Genomic DNA, 17,112 nt, shown 5'->3' on the forward strand with positions numbered 1-17,112 from the left:
GTGCGAGGCGGTCGGGGGTGGTCAGGGGTGGTCGTGAGCGGTCCGGGGCGGTCCGGGGCGGCGGTCCGAGGAGGTCCCGTGCGGTCCAGGGTGTGAACGGGGTCTTGCGGAGTGATCCGATGTCTTGGACGATCGGCCAATCCCCCGATGGCCGCGCCCATCGGCCGGGCCGCGCTCGACCAGAGGGAGAACAGACCATGAAGCTGCTGCGTGTCGGTACGGCGGGGGCGGAACGCCCGGCGCTGCTCGACCAGGACGGGACGACCCTCCGGGACCTGTCCTCCCTGGTCAAGGACGTCGACGGAGCGCTGCTCGCCGACGATGCGGCGCTCGACCGGGTCAGGGCGGCCGCCGCGTCCGGCGAGCTGCCCGTACTCGACGCCGCCGGGCTGCGGATCGGGCCGCCGCTCGGCCGGATCGGAAAAATCGTGTGTATCGGGCTGAACTACCACGATCACGCCGCCGAGACCGGCGCCGAGATTCCGACCGAACCGATCATCTTTTTCAAGGCTCCGGACACAGTGGTCGGACCTACTGACACCGTCCTCGTGCCCCGGGGCAGCCGCAAGACCGACTGGGAGGTCGAACTCGCGGTCGTCATCGGGCGCACCGCCCGCTATCTGGACTCGGCGGAGGAGGGGCTCGCGCACGTCGGCGGGTACGCCATTTCGCACGACGTCTCCGAGCGCGAGTTCCAGATCGAGCGCGGGGGCACGTGGGACAAGGGCAAGAACTGCGAGACGTTCAACCCGCTGGGCCCCTGGCTGGTGACCTCGGACGAGGTGCCGGACCCGCAGGCTCTGCCGCTCAGGCTCAAGGTCAACGGTGAACTCAAGCAGGACGGGACGACCGCCGACCAGATCTTCGGGGTGGGGGAGGTCGTGCGGTACGTCAGCCAGTTCATGACGCTGTACCCGGGCGATGTCATCAACACCGGGACGCCGGCCGGGGTGGCCCTGGGCAAGCCGGAGCCGAAGCCGTATCTGCGGGCGGGCGATGTGGTGGAGCTGGAGATCGAGGGCCTGGGCAGCCAGCGCCAGGAGTTCAAGGACGCGTAACGCCTTCGGCGGGAGGTGGTACGCGCCTGGGCGGCGTACTCCCCGGGCGCCCGGGGAGTACACCGCCCCGCCGCCCCGGCGAGTACGCCGCCCCGCCGCCCCGGCGAGTACGCCGCCCCGCCGCCCCGGGAAGTACGCCGCCCCGGGCGGGAACGGCGGGCGTCAGCCGCGCAGTCGTTCCAGCGCCTCGACCACCATCGCGTGGTCCTCGGCCTGGGGGAGACCCGAGACCGTGACCGTGCCGATGACGCCCGCACCTTCCACCGCGATCGGGAACGAGCCGCCGTGAGCCGCGTACACATCCGGGTCGAGGCGGGACGACTGCTCGAAGGTGGTTCCGTTGGCGCGGAAGCGGCTGCCGACCAGGAACGAGCTGGCGCCGTACCGCTCCACGACCCGCCGCTTGCGGTCGATCCAGGCGTCGTTGTCCGCCGTCGCGCCGGGCAGCGCGCAGTGGAACAGCTGCTGGGTGCCCCGGCGGATGTCGATCGCCACCGGCGCCCGGCGCTCGCGCGCCAGCTCCACCAGCAGACTGCCCAGCGCCCAGGCGTCGTCGTACGTGAAGTGGCTCAGGACCAGCCGCGCTTCCTGCGCTTCGAGCTCGGCGACCGTGATGGCCGGGGCGCCTGTGACGGCCGTGACGGCCGGGACGCTCGGGGTGCCCGAGATCCCCGGGGCACTCGGGTTGCTCGGAGTGCTCATGCCTGGACCTCCAGCGTGACCGCGATGCCCTCGCGGGCCGAGCGCCGCGCCGCCTCCAGAACATCCAGCGCTGCCGCCGCCTCGCGCGCCGTCACCGGCGGCGCGGTGCCCTCGCGCAGCGCGGTGGCGATCCCCGCGTAGTACGCCGGGTAGTCGCCCGGCTCGGTCTCCACCGGGCTGCCGCCCCCCGTCAGCGGTGACTCGCCCGCGCCGACGCGGCCCCACTGCGACTCGGGCTCCACGCCCCAGGGCTCACCGTCGCCCGGCCGCCTGCCCTCGCGCAGATCCGCCTCCTGTGGGTCCAGTCCGTACTTCACATAACCGGCCGCCGAGCCGAGCACGCGAAAACGCGGGCCGAGCTGCGCGGTGGTGGCGCTGGCGTACAGATGGGAGCGGACGCCGCTCGCGTGCGTGATCGCGATGAAGGTGTCGTCGTCGGTCGCGGCGCCCGGACGGCGTACGTCGGACTCCGCGTAGACCCGTACCGCCGGGCCGAACAGCACCAGTGCCTGGTCGACGACATGGCTGCCGAGGTCGTACAGCAGCCCGCCGATCTCCTCGGCGGCCCCCGACTCGCGCCAGCCGCCCTTCAGCTGCGGCCGCCACCGCTCGAAGCGGGATTCGAAGCGCTGTACGTCGCCGAGCTCGCCGGCCTCGATGAGGCGGGCGAGCGTCAGGAAGTCGTTGTCCCAGCGGCGGTTCTGGAAGACGGAGAGGAGCAGCCCGCGCTCCTCGGCGAGCGCAGCCAGCTCACGCGCCTCGGCGGCGCTGCCCGCGAGCGGCTTGTCCACGACCACCGGAAGACCGGCCCGCAGGGCGGCCGTCGCGATCGGGACGTGCGTCTTGTTGGGGGAGGCGATGACGATCAGATCGAGCTCGCCGGCCCGCTCCCACAGCTCCTCCGGCGCGTCCGCGAACCGTACGTCGGGGAACTCGGCGCGCGCCTGATGCCGGCGCTCCGGGTTGGACGTGACGACCGTGTCCAGGGCGAGGCCCTCGGTGGCGGCGATCAGCGGGGCGTGGAAGACGGAGCCCGCGAGGCCGTAGCCCACGAGTCCGACGCGCAGAGGGGTGCCGGTACCAGTCATGGAGCCACTTAAGCAACGCTGTTGCCAAAGTGCAAGAGCGGGGCACAATGGCCGATGTGAACAGGGGTAACGCGGGTAGCGGAGGGCACGCCGGAGCCAATCTGCCGGTGCTGCGCGGTCATAACGCGGCGCTGGTGCTCGACCTGCTGCGTACGGCGGGGGAGGGCGGCATCAGCCGGCTGGAACTCGCCGAGCGCACCGGGCTCACCCCGCAGGCGGTCAGCAAGATCACGGCCCGACTGCGTACGGAGGGCCTGGCGGCGGCGGCCGGGCGCCGCGCCTCCACGGGCGGCAAGCCGAGGACGGTGCTGCGGCTGGTCCCGGCGGCCGCGCACGCCGTGGGCCTGCATCTGGACCGCGACGAACTGACCGCGGTCCTGGTGGACCTGGCGGGTCTGCCGGTCGCGGTACGGAGGGTTCCGCTCGACCTCGGCGCGGGCACGGAGCAGGTCGTCGAGGCGGCGGCGGAGCAGGTGGAAGCGGTACGGGCGGCAGCGGTACGCGGGGACGGGGTGCGGGTGGCAGCCGTACGCGAGGACGGGGTGCAGCGGGCCGGCTATCAGGGCGCCGGGGAGGTGCTCGGCGTCGGCGTCGCGATGCCCGGCCCCCTCGACCACGCCACCGGGGTGCCGCAGCGCGTCACCGGCTTCCCGCAGTGGGCCGGGTTCCCGCTGCGCGACGTCCTCGCCGCCCGCCTCGGCCTCCCCGTCGTACTCGACAAGGACACCAACGCCGCCACCCTCGGCCTCGCCCTGCGCGGTCCGGGCGACTCCTTCGCGTATCTCCATCTCGGTACGGGGCTGGGCGCCGGTCTCGTCCTCGGCGGTGCGCTCCACCGCGGTGAGCGCACCGGAGCGGGCGAGTTCGGGCACCAGGTCATCCAGCTCGACGGGCCCGCGTGCGACTGCGGAAACCGCGGCTGTATCGAGGCGCTCTGTCTGGCCGCGGTCGCCCGTGGCGATCTGACGGAGGCGGCGCGGGTGCTCGGCGAGGGGGCCGCGAACCTCGTCGGGCTGCTCGATATCGACCGCGTCCTGCTCGGCGGCCGGACGATCGCCGCGAACGAGCAGTGTTTCGTACGGGGCGTGGGCGCCGTCGTCGCCGAACGCGCCCGGGGCGCGGGCGTCCCGGTGAGCGCGGCCGAGGGCGGCGCGCACCCGGTCGCGGAGGGCGCGGCGCAACTGGTTCTCGCACCGGTGTTCGGTCACCGACGGGGTTCGGAGCTGGGCTGATGGAGTGTGTTTATGCGATTTTGTGGCCGTTCGGTGTCGTAACGCCCAGCACAGACCGTCGGTGCGTGGCAGCGTCAGGAGTCTGCTGACGGTCGACCGGGTCGGCCAGGCACCTGTGTTCCGACCGCTTCGCGCTTCGTGATTAGCAAAGGCCGTGCCATCCATGCGCCTGCGTCATGCCCTCGCCATCGGAGTCGCCGCAGCCGCGACGATCGCGCCGACGGTGGCGCCTGCGGCGGTGCCGCTGTCCGTGTTCGTGGCGCGCACGGACAGTGCCGCAGCCGAGTCGGAGCCCGATGCCTCTCGGCAGCCGACCTGCGGCAAGACGTCGGATCCGAACTTTCCGATCAAGACCCGTATCCATGGCGGGCCCGCCTCCTACCTGGCCGGGGGCGACGCCGGGAACTGGAACCTCGATCTCACCAACACCACCCGTGAGCCGTGCCGCACCATCTATCCCGTCGTCGTCCTGGTCGACCGGAACCACGAACTCACCACCTCCCAGGTCACGTTGGAGATCGCGGACGGCGAAGGGCGCCGGCGGGCCATGACGCTGGAGACGACCGAGCAGGACGAGATCATCGGCGTCCTCGACGATGGCTCTCCCGGCTTCGCCGTACCGGCGGGCCGAACGGTCACCGTCCGCGCGCGGCTCGCCTTCGCCGCGCGTACGCCACCCAACAAGGTCCAGGTCAGCGCCGCGACCGCGCAGCGACGGGGTGACGACGGCGACTGGGTCGGGAGGTCCAACGCGTACCGCCTCGCCATTGTGGACAACGCGGCAAAGGCAGACAGAGACAACGAGGTCGCCAGCGGCAGCGGCAGCGCCGTCGCAGGCGCCACCCGCACACTCGCCGGCACCGGCCCCGGCACCGGCCCCGGCGATCTCCTCGGCCGACTGATCGCCGCCGGTGCCCTGCTGACGGCCGGCGCCGCCCTGATCACGGTCCTCCGCCAGCTGCGCACCGAGCACCCCTGACCGGCTCCGCCCGCCTGCCCCGGCCCCCTCACCCCTGCGCGTATTCCCTAGCCTGTCGCCCTGCATGGACGGCCGTACCGTCCACCGCGGGCCCTGGTTAGTCTGGGCGTGTCGGACAGTGTCGGACAGCGGATCATTGCCCACCGCAGAGCGGAGAACAGTCCCGTGGCAGAGCGCAAGCCGGTCGAATCCTGGCTCACCGACATGGACGGTGTCCTCATTCACGAAGGGATTCCGATCCCCGGCGCCGCCGAGTTCATCAAGCGACTCCGGGAGTCGGGCAAGCCCTTCCTCGTCCTCACCAACAACTCCATCTACACCCCGCGCGATCTACAGGCCAGGCTCGCCAGGATGGGCCTCGACGTGCCCGTGGAGAACATCTGGACCTCGGCGCTCGCCACTGCCAAGTTCCTGGAGGACCAGCGGCCCGGCGGTACGGCGTATGTCATCGGCGAGGCCGGGATGACCACCGCCCTGCACGACATCGGCTACATCCTCACGGACCACGAGCCGGATTATGTGGTGCTCGGAGAGACGCGTACGTATAGCTTCGAGGCCCTGACCAGGGCGATCCGGCTGATCAACGGCGGCGCGCGGTTCATCTGCACCAACCCCGACGAGACTGGCCCCTCGGCCGAGGGCCCGCTGCCCGCCACCGGCGCCGTGGCCGCGCTGATCACGAAGGCGACGGGCAAGGCGCCGTACTTCGCAGGCAAGCCGAACCCGCTGATGATGCGGACCGGGCTCAACGCCATCGGCGCGCACTCCGAGACCAGCGCGATGATCGGCGACCGGATGGACACCGATGTGCTGGCCGGTCTGGAAGCCGGAATGGAGACGTTCCTGGTGCTGACCGGAGTGACGACCCAGGCGGATATCGACCGCTATCCCTTCCGGCCCTCCTCGGTCGTTGACTCGATCGCCGATCTTGTCGATCGCATCTGAGCACGTCAGAGGGGGGCACGGGCCGGCGGTCGCCCGCTGAGGATGCGAAAGGCCGGCGCGCGAGTGAGTCTCTTGATCAGGAGGTTCACGATGCGTTCAGGTCCGCTCTCGCTCCGTGCCGCAGGGGTGGCGGCCGCATTGACGGCAGCGCCTGTCCTCGGCGCCACCGTCGCTCTGGCCCATGACTCCGAGGTGGTCACCGGCACCCCGTCATTCACACCGGCCGGCGGTACGGCGACACCGGCCGCGGACGAACGATCGGATGAACGGCGGGGCGAACGGCGCGACGACCGGCCGGACGAACAGCCGGGTGAACGGGCCGACATCCTGGAGACCGGACCCGGAACCCCGCACGCCGTGATCGGCCTGGTCCTGGCGGGTGTGGCCGCGGTCGCCGTGGCCCTGAGGAGCGCGCGACGGCAGCGTACGGCCGCGCGTGACGCGGACTGATATGGCCTCCGGGGCGCGTCGCGCGTTCGCCGGCGCCGGCAGGCTCGCGGCCGGTGTGACCTGGGCCGTACTTCTCCTCGCCCTGTGGTTCTGGGGCCGCGATGCCGTCGAGGGCCCCTTCGGAAACTCCGCCCCGACCATAGGAGATGTGGCGGCCGTCGGCCGTCCGCTGGGAGCGGCGCTGCCGCCGGCCCGCTCCCCGCTGAGGCCGGCGAAGCCGCAGCGGGTGGACGTCCCGGCGCTGGGGATCGCGGCGCCCGTCGAGGCCCGCGGGCTCGGTGGCGCGGGGGCGGCCGGCCCCCCGGCGCACGGGACGCCGGACACGATCGGCTGGTACGGGACCGGCGTCGAGCCGGGCGCGGTGGGCACCGCCGTCCTCGTGGGCCGTGCCGACACCGATGCCGGACCGGCCCTCTTCCACGGGCTGAGCTCGGCGCGGGTCGGCGGGAAGGTACGGGTGAACAGGGCCGACGGCTCGATCGCCGAGTTCACCATCGACGATGTGCGGGTTCTCGACCGGGACCGCTTCGACGCGAAGAAGGTCTACGGCTCCGGCCAGACGTCCCGTGCCGAACTGCGGCTGATCACCCGTGCCGGCAGCGACGGTAGGACGGCCGGGTCCTCCTCGGTGAACGTCGTGGTGTCGGCGTACCTGACCGGAGTGAGCGAACCGCGCACCGGCTGACGGGTCGTCGGCCGCGCGCGTCCGGCCGACGCCGCGCTTTCCGCCGGAGCCGCCGGAGCCGCCCGAGCGGCTCGGACCGGTATGCCAGGATTGGTTTCGACCGGTCCTGTTCGGGCGAGACGCCGGGGGGCGGCCGCGGACACAGTGCACCAAGGGGGAGTGGATGTACGGCAGTTATTCCGGTCGTGTCCGGGCGGGGCTGAGCGTGGGGGCCGCCGCGACGGGGGCGGTGCTGCTGCTGGCGGGCTGTTCCTCCGGCGGTGACGAAGGCGATGACGCGAAGCCGCCGCCGTTGAGCCAGCGGCCCAAGGCGGACGTTCCGTACTGGGTCAACCCCGACGGCAGGGCCGCCCGGGAGGCCGCCGCGTACGCGCGCAAGGGCGACGACAAGAACGCCGGCCTGATCAGGAAGATCGCCGAACAGCCCGCCGCGGAGTGGATAGGCCCCGACAACCCGGAGGAGCAGGCCAAGGGCTTCACGGAAGCGGCCGCGAAGGCCGACCGGGACACCCTGCTGGTCCTCTACAACATCCCGCACCGCGACTGCGGCCAGTTCTCCAAGGGCGGCGCCGCGGACGGCGACGCGTACCGGACATGGGTCGACAAGGTCGCGAAGGGCATCGGCGACCGCCGGGCCACGGTGATCCTGGAGCCGGACGCCGTACTGCACCTGGTGGACGGCTGCACCCCCGACGCGTTCCACGAGGAGCGGTACGACCTGCTCAAGGGCGCCGTCCAGCGGCTCAAGCAGCAGCCCGCCACGACGGTCTACCTGGACGCGGGCAACGCCGGCTGGCAGTCGCCCGACGCGCTGTTCGGACCGCTCCAGCGGGCGGGCATCGCCGAGGCGGACGGCTTCTCGGTCAACGTGTCCAACTTCTACGCCACGGCGACGAGCAAGGACTTCGGCACGCAGCTCTCTGCGAAGGTCGGCGGCAAGCCCTTTGTGATCGACACCAGCCGCAACGGCAACGGCCCGTACACCGGGGGCGGGGGCGGGGGCGACGAGAACTGGTGCAACCCCCCGGGCCGCGCCCTCGGCGAGCGGCCCACCACCCGGACCGGCGACCCCCTGGTCAAGGCCTACCTGTGGATCAAGCGCCCGGGAGAGTCGGACGGCGCCTGCAAGGGCGGCCCCAAGGCGGGCGACTGGTACCCGGATTACGCCCTGGCCCTGGCCCGCGACGCCAAGTAGCCCGCCCGCGTCTACGGGATCTCGACCCACACGCCCTCGGACGGGGTGCCCTGGGCGTCGGTGACGAACAACATGTACCAGCCGGGCGGGACCAGGGCGGAGTTTTTCGGGACGGTGACCTCGATGCCGTTCGCGGTTCGCTTCAGGTCCAGGGCAATCGAGCGCTGTTCGACGTCGGTGACATGGGTGACCGCGCTGGGGCGCATCAGTTTCGCCGTCCTGATCGAGGCGGGGTCCTTGGTCTCGAAGGCGCCGGTGCCGCCGCGCTTCAGGGACTTCGGGCCGCCCGAGAGCGCCGGGCGCGAGTCACGGAACAGGTAGGGCGGGGTGTAGATCTCGATCCGCTGCTCGAAGACGCCCGGCTTGGTGTTGGCGCGGTCGGCGTAGAGCGAGTCCGAGCCGAAGATCATGACCCGGCCGTCGGGCAGCAGGACCGAGCCCGAGTGGTAGTTGCGTCCCACCGCGGGGTCGGCCACCCGCTGGTACGTCCCCGACTCCGCGTCGTACATCCGCGCCTGGAGGATGTCGGAGCCGCCGCGCCCCCGGTAGTCCGCGGAGCCGCCGGTGACCAGCACGGAGTCGTCGGGCATCAGGGAGGCGCTCGGGTAGCGGGTGCCCTTGTCCAGTGAAGGGCCGTCCTGGAAGCGGGGCTCGGGGTCCTTGAGGTCGACCAGCCGGGACTTCTCGCTGGCCTTGTCCGACTCGCCGACCCCGCCCCCGCCGATGACCATGAACTTCTGGTCCTGGGCGGGCGGCAGCATGACCGTCGCGGAGGTCTCCATCCGGTCCGGGTCGCTCAGCCCCGGGATCTTGTCGAACTTATTGGTCTTCAGGTCCCAGATCCCCGGGGCGCGGCCGACCTCGGCCGGGCCGTAGCCGGCGTTGGAGCCGCTGTAGAAGAGCTTGCCGTTGTCCATCAGGAAGATCGCCGGATAGGTGGGGAACTTCCTGATGATCCCGGTGTACTCCCAGGACTTGGTCTCCGGGTCGTAGATCTCGTCCTTGCCGGGGACGATCTGGCCGATCTCGTCGAGTCCGGAGAGGGCCAGGACCTTGCCGTCCTTGAGCGTGGTCAGCGTCGGGTACCAGCGGGCCTCCTTCATCGGGTCGACGCTGATGTACTTCTCCGCGACCGGATCGAACTCGAAGGCCTCCCTGATGCCCTGGAAGTCCTTCTTGTCGAGCGCGAGCTTCTGCGCGATGCCGTACACATTGCGGGCGTCGGTGCCCTTCATGCCCCGCACCCGGTAGTTGTCCTCGGTGCCGGTCTCGTACTTCGTGCCGGACTTGCGGGCCTCGACATAGATCCGGCCCAGGCCGGGTTCGGTCCGCAGGAACGCGCCGGTCTGCGGGTCGAAGATCTTCTCGGCCTTCTCGACGAGGACGGGGTCCTTGGAGACGAACGTCTTGCCGTTCTCCTTGCCGGTGAACATCGTGCCCGCGGGCAGGGTGATCGGCTTGTCCGGGTCCTCGTTGTGGACGATCATCAGGCCGCCGGCCTTGGTGACATCGCCCTTGAGCTTCTCGTACCGCTTGGTGCCGCCCGCCACCAGCAGCTTCCCGTCGGGCAGTTGGGTGTGCCCGGAGCAGAACATGTCCTTGGGCGTCGGGATCATCTTGTACGTGTTGGTGTCCGGATCCCAGAGCACCGACTCGAACTTGCCCGCGTCGAAGTTCTTCTGGTTGTTGCCGGAGCCCGCGATCAGCAGCACCTTGCCGGTGTGCAGCAGGGAGGCGTGGATGCTGTTGATCTTGAATTGGGCCGGTACGTCGAGGAAGTCCCAGTGGCCGTTCGCGGCCTTGTACTCGGGCCGGTTGATCTTGTAGTCGTGGTACTGCTCCGAGCCGAAGCGGTAGAGCGCCGGCCCGTTCACCCCGGCCACCACGAGGGCCACCGCGGCGCCTATCGCTATGCGGCGGGCGCGGTTCCTGCGGTGGTTCTGCCGGACGGGAATCGCGCTCATTTCTTACGTCCCCCAAGGGATATCCGCATGGTCTGGTCGTCGGTCGCCGGGCGTACGTGATCCTCGGCGCCAGGCCCCCGGCCCCCGCCCTCCGGTGCCGGCCGGCCGTCGCCGCGGTGGGCGCCCCGCTTCTTCTTCTTTTCCTGGCGCATGGACCAGCGCCAGACGAAGACCGGCGCCGCCGTGATCAGCATGGCCAGCGTCGCCCACGTGATCATCGCCGGGTGGTCGTGCCCGAAGTAGAAGGAGGAGCCCAGCGATCCACCGAAGACCAGGATGAAGAAGAGATGGATCCGGAACGTGCCGAAGAGCGTGTCCGGGCTGGAGGAGTCGCCCTTGGGCGTCACCACGAAACTGCTCTTGCGGCGCAGGACGGCGTCCATCAGGGAGCGGGCGTAGAGCGGCGCGGACATCGCGGACATCGCCATGCCGGCCAGCCCGCCGGAGCCCTCGGGCTCGTGCGGTGAGACGTTGTGGCGGCGGTTCCAGACGTACAGGCCGATCTGGAGGGCCGAGGCATTGCCGTACAGCATCATCCAGATTGCCGGGTCGATCTGCACACCCGAGGCGCCCATGCCCAGGAACAGCGCGCAACTCAGCGCCGCCAGGATCCAGTTGAGGGCCGACATCGGGTAAAAGATGATCATCATCGTGTAGTTGAAGAGCTTGCCGGGGGGCAGTGAGGAGAAGCCCTTCCAATATTGCTTGAGGATCGTCTCGTACGTGCCCCGCGACCAGCGCAGTTGCTGCGTGAAGAAGTCGGTCCAGGCGGTCGGGCCCTCGCCGACGGCCAGGACGTCCGGGGTGTAGACCGAGCGCCACTTGTTGCCCGACCGCGGGTTCCTGGCGCGGTGCATCTCGAAGCCCGTCGCCATGTCCTCGGTGATCGAGTCGTACAGGCCGCCGATCTGCTGGAGCGCCGTGATGCGGACGGCGTTGCTCGTGCCGACGAACATCGGGGCGCCGTACCGGTTGCCCGCGCGCTGGATCAGCGCGTGGAAGAGGAACTGCTGCGACTCGGCCGCCTTGGTGACGAACGAGTCGTAATTGCCGTACACCTGCGGGCCGATGACGAAGCCGACGTCCGGGTCGCGGAAGTAACCGAGCATCCGCTCCAGGTAGTTGGGCATCGGCACATGGTCGGTGTCGACGGAGGCGAAGAAGTCGTACGCGTCGCCGTGCGCGTCGAGCCAGGCGTTGTAGTTGCCGTGCTTCGTCCGCGCGCGGTGCGCGCCCTTGGCCTGGTTCCACCTCGCGACGCCCTTGCGGGAGAAGTGGTGTACGCCGAGGCGGGCACAGACCTCCTTGACGGCGGGGTCGTCGCCCTCGTCGAGCAGCCAGACGTGCATCAGCCCGCGGTGCCGGATCCGTACGGCGGCCTCCAGCGTCTTCGTCACCATGGCGAGGGGTTCCTTGCCCGGTACGAAGGAGGTGAGGAAGGCGACCCGGGTGCCGCTCTCCGGCACCACCGGGACGGGGTCACGCGCCACCAGCGTCGCGTGCGCGTTGGAGAGGACGTTCAGCGTCCGGAACAGCTCGATCAGTCCGATGGAGACCAGCATCACGATGTCGAGGACGAGAAGGGTGTCGTTCTCGAGGTTCGGGTCGCGCTCGGTCCAGTGCTGAGGCTGCATCAGCCAGGCGAAGAGCCCGAGCGAGAGGAGCGGCGCGGCGCCGAGCAGCAGGGCGGCCCGGATACGGTGCGGTTCCTGGGAGAGCAGCGAGCGGTACCGCACGGTGTACGGCTCGGCCGGGTCGGGCTGCGTGAGCGGTCCCGCGAGCCTGCTGTAGTGCTCGTAGTCGTACGTGGGCAGGGCCGGCCGGGCCGGCCTCTTGGGCCGCGGCCTCGCTCCACCGTCTCCGAGGTGCGAGGGTATCCGGAGCTGTGTGGTCCGGGACGCGTCGTCGTCCTGCCGGGCGCCGTCTGGCGTCGACGTCATGGGTCATCCCCCCGCACGCACGTTCGCTGCGTGATTGGTCGGTTGTTTCGTCCGGAATGGCCCCCCTCGGCCATCACCCCGGGCGCGTCAATTGCGGCCATCTTCCTCATGGACAGGAAGCGGCGGCCGTCCGGTTGCATGATGCCGGTCGCGCCAGGCACTCACGGACGGGGCTCCCCCGCCCCCACCGGACCACCGTCGGGGCATCCCCTCGCGCCGCGTCCAACTGTTCGGATCACGTGCCCCATTGGAGTCAATGCGCTCAGGATAGGTGTGTTGGCGTGCATACGCCACGCTCCGTTTGAGCGCACGGAACGCGGGGTCGTCGGCGCCGGAACGAGCGAAGCCCCCTCACATGGCGTGAGGGGGCTTCCACTGTGCGTGCGCCGCCAGGGACTCGAACCCCGGACCCGCTGATTAAGAGTCAGCTGCTCTAACCAACTGAGCTAGCGGCGCCTGCTGACCTGGAGAACTCTACCCGATCGGCGTGGATGGTCCCGACCATTTGATGGGTGTTGCGGCCTGTCGGATTGTCCTTTCGTACCTTCGATCCGTCAAAATGTGATTTGTCCGGACAGTTGAGGCGCCGGCGCCCGTGCGGCCGAGTCGAAAGATCTTGATAAGTGTGGAGGGGATCACATGACCGTCCCGGTCTTCGAGGAGTACGAACCCGCTCCCGACTGCCCCTGCGCCGGATGTGCCGAGCGGCGACGCGAGCGGGCCAGGGGACTGCCGGTACGGGCCGGCGGTCACCCGGCCGCGCACGGCGCGCGGCGGGCGCTGGTCCTGGCCACCGCCGCCGGGTTCGCCCTCGGCGCGACGGGCTTCGCACACGCGGACACGGTCGCCGGCCGGGTCGCGGACGCGGAGGCCGGCCGGGCCGCCGGTCCTGAGGCCGGCCGGGTCGCCGACGTGGACACCGGCCGGGCCGCGGATCCGGACGTCAATCCGGATCCGGCCACCCCGCAGGGCGGGAGCGGTCCGCTGCACGGGCAGCCGCTGCCGGGCCCCGGATCGACCCCCCAGGCGCCGATGCTGCGCCCGTCCACCCGGGCCGACATCATCAACCGCGCCAAGCGGTGGGTGAACGCGAAGGTGCCGTACAGCATGGACACGTACTGGTCCGACGGATACCGCAAGGACTGCTCCGGCTTCGTCTCGATGGCCTGGAATCTCGTCGGGAACGAGTGGACCGGCAGCCTGGCCCAGTTCGGCGTGAAGATCGCGCGGGAGGATCTGGAGGCCGGCGACATCCTCCTCTTCCACAATCAGGCCGACCCGAACAAGGGGTCGCACGTCACGATCTTCGGCGGCTGGACCGAGTACACGCACACCTACTACCTGGCGTACGAGCAGACCCAGCCGCACACCCGCTCGCAGTCCACGCCGCTGGCGTACTGGAGCAACTCCAGCCTCTATGTCGCGTACCGCTACAAGGGGCTGAACGAGGGGCTCGACGGCAAGGGCCCTGGGGCGGGGGCGGGGACAGGGGCGGGGACAGGGAAAGGGGCGGGGGCGGGGGCGGGCGCGTCGGCGGCATCGGTGGCGTATCCGGGGGCGGGGTCCTTCGGGCCCGGCGCCACCAACAAGCACGTCACACGGCTCGGCGACATGCTGGTGAGCCGGGGCGGCAAACGCTTCTACGGCCAGGGCCCCGGACCGCGCTGGGGCGACGCGGACCGGCGGGCCACCCAGGCGTTCCAGCTCGCGCAGGGCTGGCGGGGCACGGCGGCGAACGGCCTGCCGGGGCCGGCCACCTGGCGGTATCTGGTGAACCACCTGGGCAAGGACATCCCGGCCGCGGGAAAGGCCGGGAGCGGTACGGCTGCGACCGGAGGCAGCACGGCTGCGACCGGGGGCAGTACGGGCGCGGGCGGGAACAGCGCGGGCAGCGGTACGGGTGGCGGTACGGGCGGCGGTACGGCGAAGACCCCGCCGTTCCCCGGCGCCGAGTACTTCCGTCCCGGCCGGTCCAGCACGTACGTCGAGCAGCTCGGCAAGCAGCTCGTGAAAAAGGGCTTCGGCAAGTACTACGTCACAGGCCCGGGCCGGCGCTGGGCCGAGGCCGACCGGCGCAACGTCGAGGCCTTCCAACGCGCCCAGGGCTGGCGCGGCACCACGGCCAACGGCTACCCCGGGCCACAAACCTGGCGGCGACTCTTCGCATGACGGAGGCAAGGATGACGACGACCTCGCAATCGAACGACGACGGCAAGGCGTGGTGGGACGCCCTCGGGGTCCGCCCCGCGTCGGCCCCGGCGGACGACGAGCACGGGCCCCCGCACGACGCCCGGCAGAGACCGGAGGCGTACGACGGCCCACCCCCTCGCGTTTCCACTGACGCCCCGGACGCCCCCGTGTCGGCGCGGTCCGAGGAGGACGCGGGCGCGGACCGGTCGGCAGGTTCTGCGGGCCCGGTGAGTCCGGTGGGCCCGGTGAGTCCGGCGGGTCCAGCAGGTGGTCCGGCAGTTTCGGCAGCTGGTCCGACAGGTTCGGCTTCCGGCCCGGAGGCAGCAGAACTGCCGGTCGAAGAGGTGTTCGATCAGTTGGCTACGCCCCCAGTCTCCGGCCACGAGAGGTCCGAGGCGGGCGCGACCCGGCCGGACGAGCAGAGGGCCGGGGGTGTCGCCGTGGCCGTGGTAACGGCCACGGCCGTGGCCACGGAGGGACCGGTCCGTACGGATTCCGGCCCGGTGCTGTCGGAACCGTCGGGCGGCGACGCGCCCACGCGGCCGCCGGTGTATCCGGTGTCCGGTTCCGAAGCGACCGCTGATGCCGGGACGGCTTCCCCCGGTCCGGCCGATCCCGGGCCGACTGCCTCCGGCCCGGCCGATGCCGGTCCTGTCCTCGTGCGGGAGGTACTGATCGCCGGGGGCGACGCCCCCGCGCACGCCGTCCGGCCGGTGCGTGTGGTGAACGACCCGCAGCCCGCGAAGCTCTACGGCGAAGCCGCCTCGCGTCGGCGGGCACGCCCCGCCCCCGTCCGCCCCACTCCCGCCAACGACGCCCCCGTGAGCGCCGAACCGTCCGGTCACGGCGGCTCGCAGGCGGCGGCGCCCGTGGTCCAGGACCGCGGCACCGCGGACGCCGGCCGCGCGCCGCGTGCGGACGTCGTCGCCGGGGTGCGGGCGACCGACGGCGCCCCGGGCTCCGGGACGCGGGCGGCCGAGCTCCGGGCCGAGCCCGAAGCGCGCGTCGAACCGGACACGTACGTCAAGCCCGAAGCACATCCCCAGCCCGAAGCACACGCCGGGCCCGAATCACGCCCCGAGCCCGAAGGGCGGCCCGAGCCCCAAGCGCGGCCCGAGCCCCAAGCCCATCCCAAGTCCGAAGCGCGTCCCGAGTCCGAAGCACACGCCAGGCCCGAAGCGCGCCCCGAGCCCAAAGTACGTCCCAAGTCCGAAGCACACGCCAGGCCCGAAGCGCGCCCCGAGCCCGTAGCGCGTCCCGAGTCCGAAGCACACGCCAGGCCCGAAGCGCGCCCCGAACCCGAAGTACGTCCCGAGCCCGAAGCGCATCCCAAACCCGAAGCACACGTCGAGCCCGAAGCTCGCCCCGAGCCCGATGCCCACGCCCGGTCAGGACCGTCGCCGACGAGCGGCGGCCCCGCGCCGGCGGCGGCCCGGGAGGCGTTCGTCAAGCCGAACACCGGTGGCCCTGTCCGTACGGCCGGTGGCGGGGAGACCCCCCGGTGGAGTCCGCTCATCGTGGGGGAGACCACCCAGGAGATCCCCGTACACCTCCTCTTCCGTGACGAGGCCAACGCCCTAGAAGCGGCCGGGGGCCCCACCAGACCGCCCGCCGCCACCCGGCGATGGGGCACCGGGGAGCAGCCCCGGATCCGGCGCGGGTCCGCCCCCGCTCCCGTGCCCGCCGCGCCGCCGCGCGCCGCGCCGCCCGTGGATCCCAGGCTCGCCGAGCGGCCCGGCCCCGTGCTGCCCGGCTGGGCCGCGGCGCTCGTCGGGTTCGCGGCGCTGCTCGTGTGTCTGGCGGTGGTGTCCTGGGCCGGGGCCGTGCCCGACGCGGTGACGAAGACGTTCCGGCTGCCCTCGAATCCGTACCACGGCATCGGGATCGGACAGTGGGCGCTGCTCATGTTCGGCGTGACTGTCATGCTCTTCGCCTTCGGCGGGCTCGGCCGTGGGCGGGTCGGCCAGGCTTGGGTACTGACGCTCTTCGGTGACTACCGGGGGAGCGTGCGCCGTACCGGACTGCTCTGGGTGAGCCCGCTGCTGCTGCGCCACCGGGTGGACGTACGGCTGCGGCACTGGCGCAGCGAGCCGCTGCCCGCGGTCGACTCGAACGGCACCGCGCTGCGGGTCGTCGTCCTGGTGGTCTGGCGTGTGAAGGACACCGTGCGCGCGGCCCTCGGTATCCAGGACTACGAGGAGTATCTGCGGGAGCAGGTGGAGGCGGCGATGGCGCGGGTGCTTTCGCAACTGCCCGCCGACGCGTTCCACGACGAGGCGCCGACGCTGCGCAACGCCGAGGCGGTCGGTGACGCGCTGACCCGGATGCTGTCGGCGGAGTGTCTGCCCATCGGCGTCGACATCTTCTCCGCGCAGCCGACGCGGATCGAGTACGCGCCGGAGATCGCCACGGCGATGCAGCGCAGCCGGATCGCGGCCCTCGACGCCAAGCACCGGGACACCGTGCTGACCGCGGTGGTGGACGCCGTGGACGACACGGTGCACCGTCTGACGTCCCGCGGACTCGTCGAACTGGACGACTACGAGCGTAAAGCGCTGGTCAAGGACCTCACTGTCGCCTTCTACACAGGTCGGCAGGGGAACAACGAGAGATTGTGATTGGTCTGGACCGCGCTTGTTATGGACACGGTCAAGTTCCGTTAATACTCTAGGGCTTGGTCTAGA

General features: G+C 71.3%; 13 protein-coding genes and 1 tRNA gene. 9 read left to right on the plus strand and 5 right to left on the minus strand.

The window, feature by feature from the left end:
• The first annotated feature begins 197 nt into the window (after positions 1-197).
• Positions 198-1,058, plus strand: a complete 861-nt coding sequence (locus ACZ6MZ_RS18880) for a fumarylacetoacetate hydrolase family protein (protein ID WP_389783249.1) — start codon at positions 198-200, stop codon at positions 1,056-1,058.
• A gap of 162 nt (positions 1,059-1,220) precedes the next feature.
• Here the strand turns inward: ACZ6MZ_RS18880 and ACZ6MZ_RS18885 are convergent, their stop codons facing one another.
• Both ACZ6MZ_RS18885 and ACZ6MZ_RS18890 read right to left on the minus strand, forming a co-directional pair.
• A complete protein-coding gene (locus tag ACZ6MZ_RS18885) occupies positions 1,221-1,760 on the minus strand; it encodes a heme-degrading domain-containing protein (RefSeq protein WP_389783250.1) in 540 nt (179 codons plus the stop codon).
• Complete coding sequence (locus ACZ6MZ_RS18890) at positions 1,757-2,848, minus strand: Gfo/Idh/MocA family oxidoreductase (protein WP_469353074.1); 1,092 nt, start codon at positions 2,846-2,848, stop codon at positions 1,757-1,759. The genes ACZ6MZ_RS18885 and ACZ6MZ_RS18890 overlap by 4 nt, the downstream gene beginning before the upstream one ends.
• 47 nt (positions 2,849-2,895) lie before the next feature.
• Here ACZ6MZ_RS18890 and ACZ6MZ_RS18895 point away from each other — a divergent pair, with 47 nt between their 5' ends.
• The 6 genes from ACZ6MZ_RS18895 to ACZ6MZ_RS18920 all read left to right on the plus strand — a co-directional run bounded on the left by ACZ6MZ_RS18895 (position 2,896) and on the right by ACZ6MZ_RS18920 (position 8,334).
• Positions 2,896-4,080, plus strand: a complete 1,185-nt coding sequence (locus tag ACZ6MZ_RS18895) for an ROK family transcriptional regulator (RefSeq protein WP_469353076.1) — start codon at positions 2,896-2,898, stop codon at positions 4,078-4,080.
• Between the two features lie 163 nt (positions 4,081-4,243).
• A complete protein-coding gene (locus ACZ6MZ_RS18900; protein ID WP_469353078.1) occupies positions 4,244-5,059 on the plus strand; it encodes a hypothetical protein in 816 nt (271 codons plus the stop codon).
• A gap of 165 nt (positions 5,060-5,224) precedes the next feature.
• Positions 5,225-6,004: an HAD-IIA family hydrolase gene (locus ACZ6MZ_RS18905; protein ID WP_384332785.1), complete on the plus strand. Its 780-nt coding sequence runs from the start codon at positions 5,225-5,227 to the stop codon at positions 6,002-6,004.
• Positions 6,005-6,094: 90 nt separating this feature from the next.
• Positions 6,095-6,454: a hypothetical protein gene (locus ACZ6MZ_RS18910; RefSeq protein WP_469353081.1), complete on the plus strand. Its 360-nt coding sequence runs from the start codon at positions 6,095-6,097 to the stop codon at positions 6,452-6,454.
• A 1-nt stretch (position 6,455) separates the two neighbouring features.
• Positions 6,456-7,139, plus strand: coding sequence for a sortase domain-containing protein (locus tag ACZ6MZ_RS18915; protein ID WP_469353337.1), 684 nt, complete (start codon positions 6,456-6,458; stop codon positions 7,137-7,139).
• Between the two features lie 163 nt (positions 7,140-7,302).
• Entirely contained in the window at positions 7,303-8,334 is a 1,032-nt protein-coding gene (locus ACZ6MZ_RS18920) for a glycoside hydrolase family 6 protein (protein ID WP_469353083.1), read from the plus strand.
• A gap of 11 nt (positions 8,335-8,345) precedes the next feature.
• Here the strand turns inward: ACZ6MZ_RS18920 and glxA are convergent, their stop codons facing one another.
• From glxA to ACZ6MZ_RS18935, 3 genes are all read right to left on the minus strand, one after another.
• A complete protein-coding gene (glxA, locus tag ACZ6MZ_RS18925) occupies positions 8,346-10,298 on the minus strand; it encodes a radical copper oxidase GlxA (RefSeq protein WP_469353085.1) in 1,953 nt (650 codons plus the stop codon).
• Positions 10,295-12,238, minus strand: coding sequence for a glycosyltransferase family 2 protein (locus ACZ6MZ_RS18930; RefSeq protein WP_469353087.1), 1,944 nt, complete (start codon positions 12,236-12,238; stop codon positions 10,295-10,297). The genes glxA and ACZ6MZ_RS18930 overlap by 4 nt, the downstream gene beginning before the upstream one ends.
• Before the next feature lie 382 nt (positions 12,239-12,620).
• Positions 12,621-12,694 (minus strand) — tRNA-Lys (locus ACZ6MZ_RS18935).
• A gap of 183 nt (positions 12,695-12,877) precedes the next feature.
• Between ACZ6MZ_RS18935 and ACZ6MZ_RS18940 the strand changes: the two genes are divergently transcribed.
• Entirely contained in the window at positions 12,878-14,407 is a 1,530-nt protein-coding gene (locus ACZ6MZ_RS18940) for a peptidoglycan-binding protein (protein WP_469353089.1), read from the plus strand.
• Between the two features lie 377 nt (positions 14,408-14,784).
• Positions 14,785-17,046: an SPFH domain-containing protein gene (locus ACZ6MZ_RS18945; protein ID WP_469353091.1), complete on the plus strand. Its 2,262-nt coding sequence runs from the start codon at positions 14,785-14,787 to the stop codon at positions 17,044-17,046.
• Positions 17,047-17,112 lie beyond the last annotated feature (66 nt).

This window comes from Streptomyces sp. NPDC042201 (genome assembly GCF_055582185.1).

Coding starts and splice junctions, on each gene's coding strand:
- glxA (WP_469353085.1), bottom strand. CDS start 10,298: ATGAGCGCGATTCCCGTCCGGCAGAACCACCGCAGGAACCGCGCCCGC.
- ACZ6MZ_RS18900 (WP_469353078.1), top strand. CDS start 4,244: ATGCGCCTGCGTCATGCCCTCGCCATCGGAGTCGCCGCAGCCGCGACG.
- ACZ6MZ_RS18895 (WP_469353076.1), top strand. CDS start 2,896: ATGGCCGATGTGAACAGGGGTAACGCGGGTAGCGGAGGGCACGCCGGA.
- ACZ6MZ_RS18930 (WP_469353087.1), bottom strand. CDS start 12,238: ATGACGTCGACGCCAGACGGCGCCCGGCAGGACGACGACGCGTCCCGG.
- ACZ6MZ_RS18910 (WP_469353081.1), top strand. CDS start 6,095: ATGCGTTCAGGTCCGCTCTCGCTCCGTGCCGCAGGGGTGGCGGCCGCA.
- ACZ6MZ_RS18885 (WP_389783250.1), bottom strand. CDS start 1,760: ATGAGCACTCCGAGCAACCCGAGTGCCCCGGGGATCTCGGGCACCCCG.
- ACZ6MZ_RS18940 (WP_469353089.1), top strand. CDS start 12,878: ATGACCGTCCCGGTCTTCGAGGAGTACGAACCCGCTCCCGACTGCCCC.
- ACZ6MZ_RS18915 (WP_469353337.1), top strand. CDS start 6,456: ATGGCCTCCGGGGCGCGTCGCGCGTTCGCCGGCGCCGGCAGGCTCGCG.
- ACZ6MZ_RS18880 (WP_389783249.1), top strand. CDS start 198: ATGAAGCTGCTGCGTGTCGGTACGGCGGGGGCGGAACGCCCGGCGCTG.
- ACZ6MZ_RS18920 (WP_469353083.1), top strand. CDS start 7,303: ATGTACGGCAGTTATTCCGGTCGTGTCCGGGCGGGGCTGAGCGTGGGG.
- ACZ6MZ_RS18890 (WP_469353074.1), bottom strand. CDS start 2,848: ATGACTGGTACCGGCACCCCTCTGCGCGTCGGACTCGTGGGCTACGGC.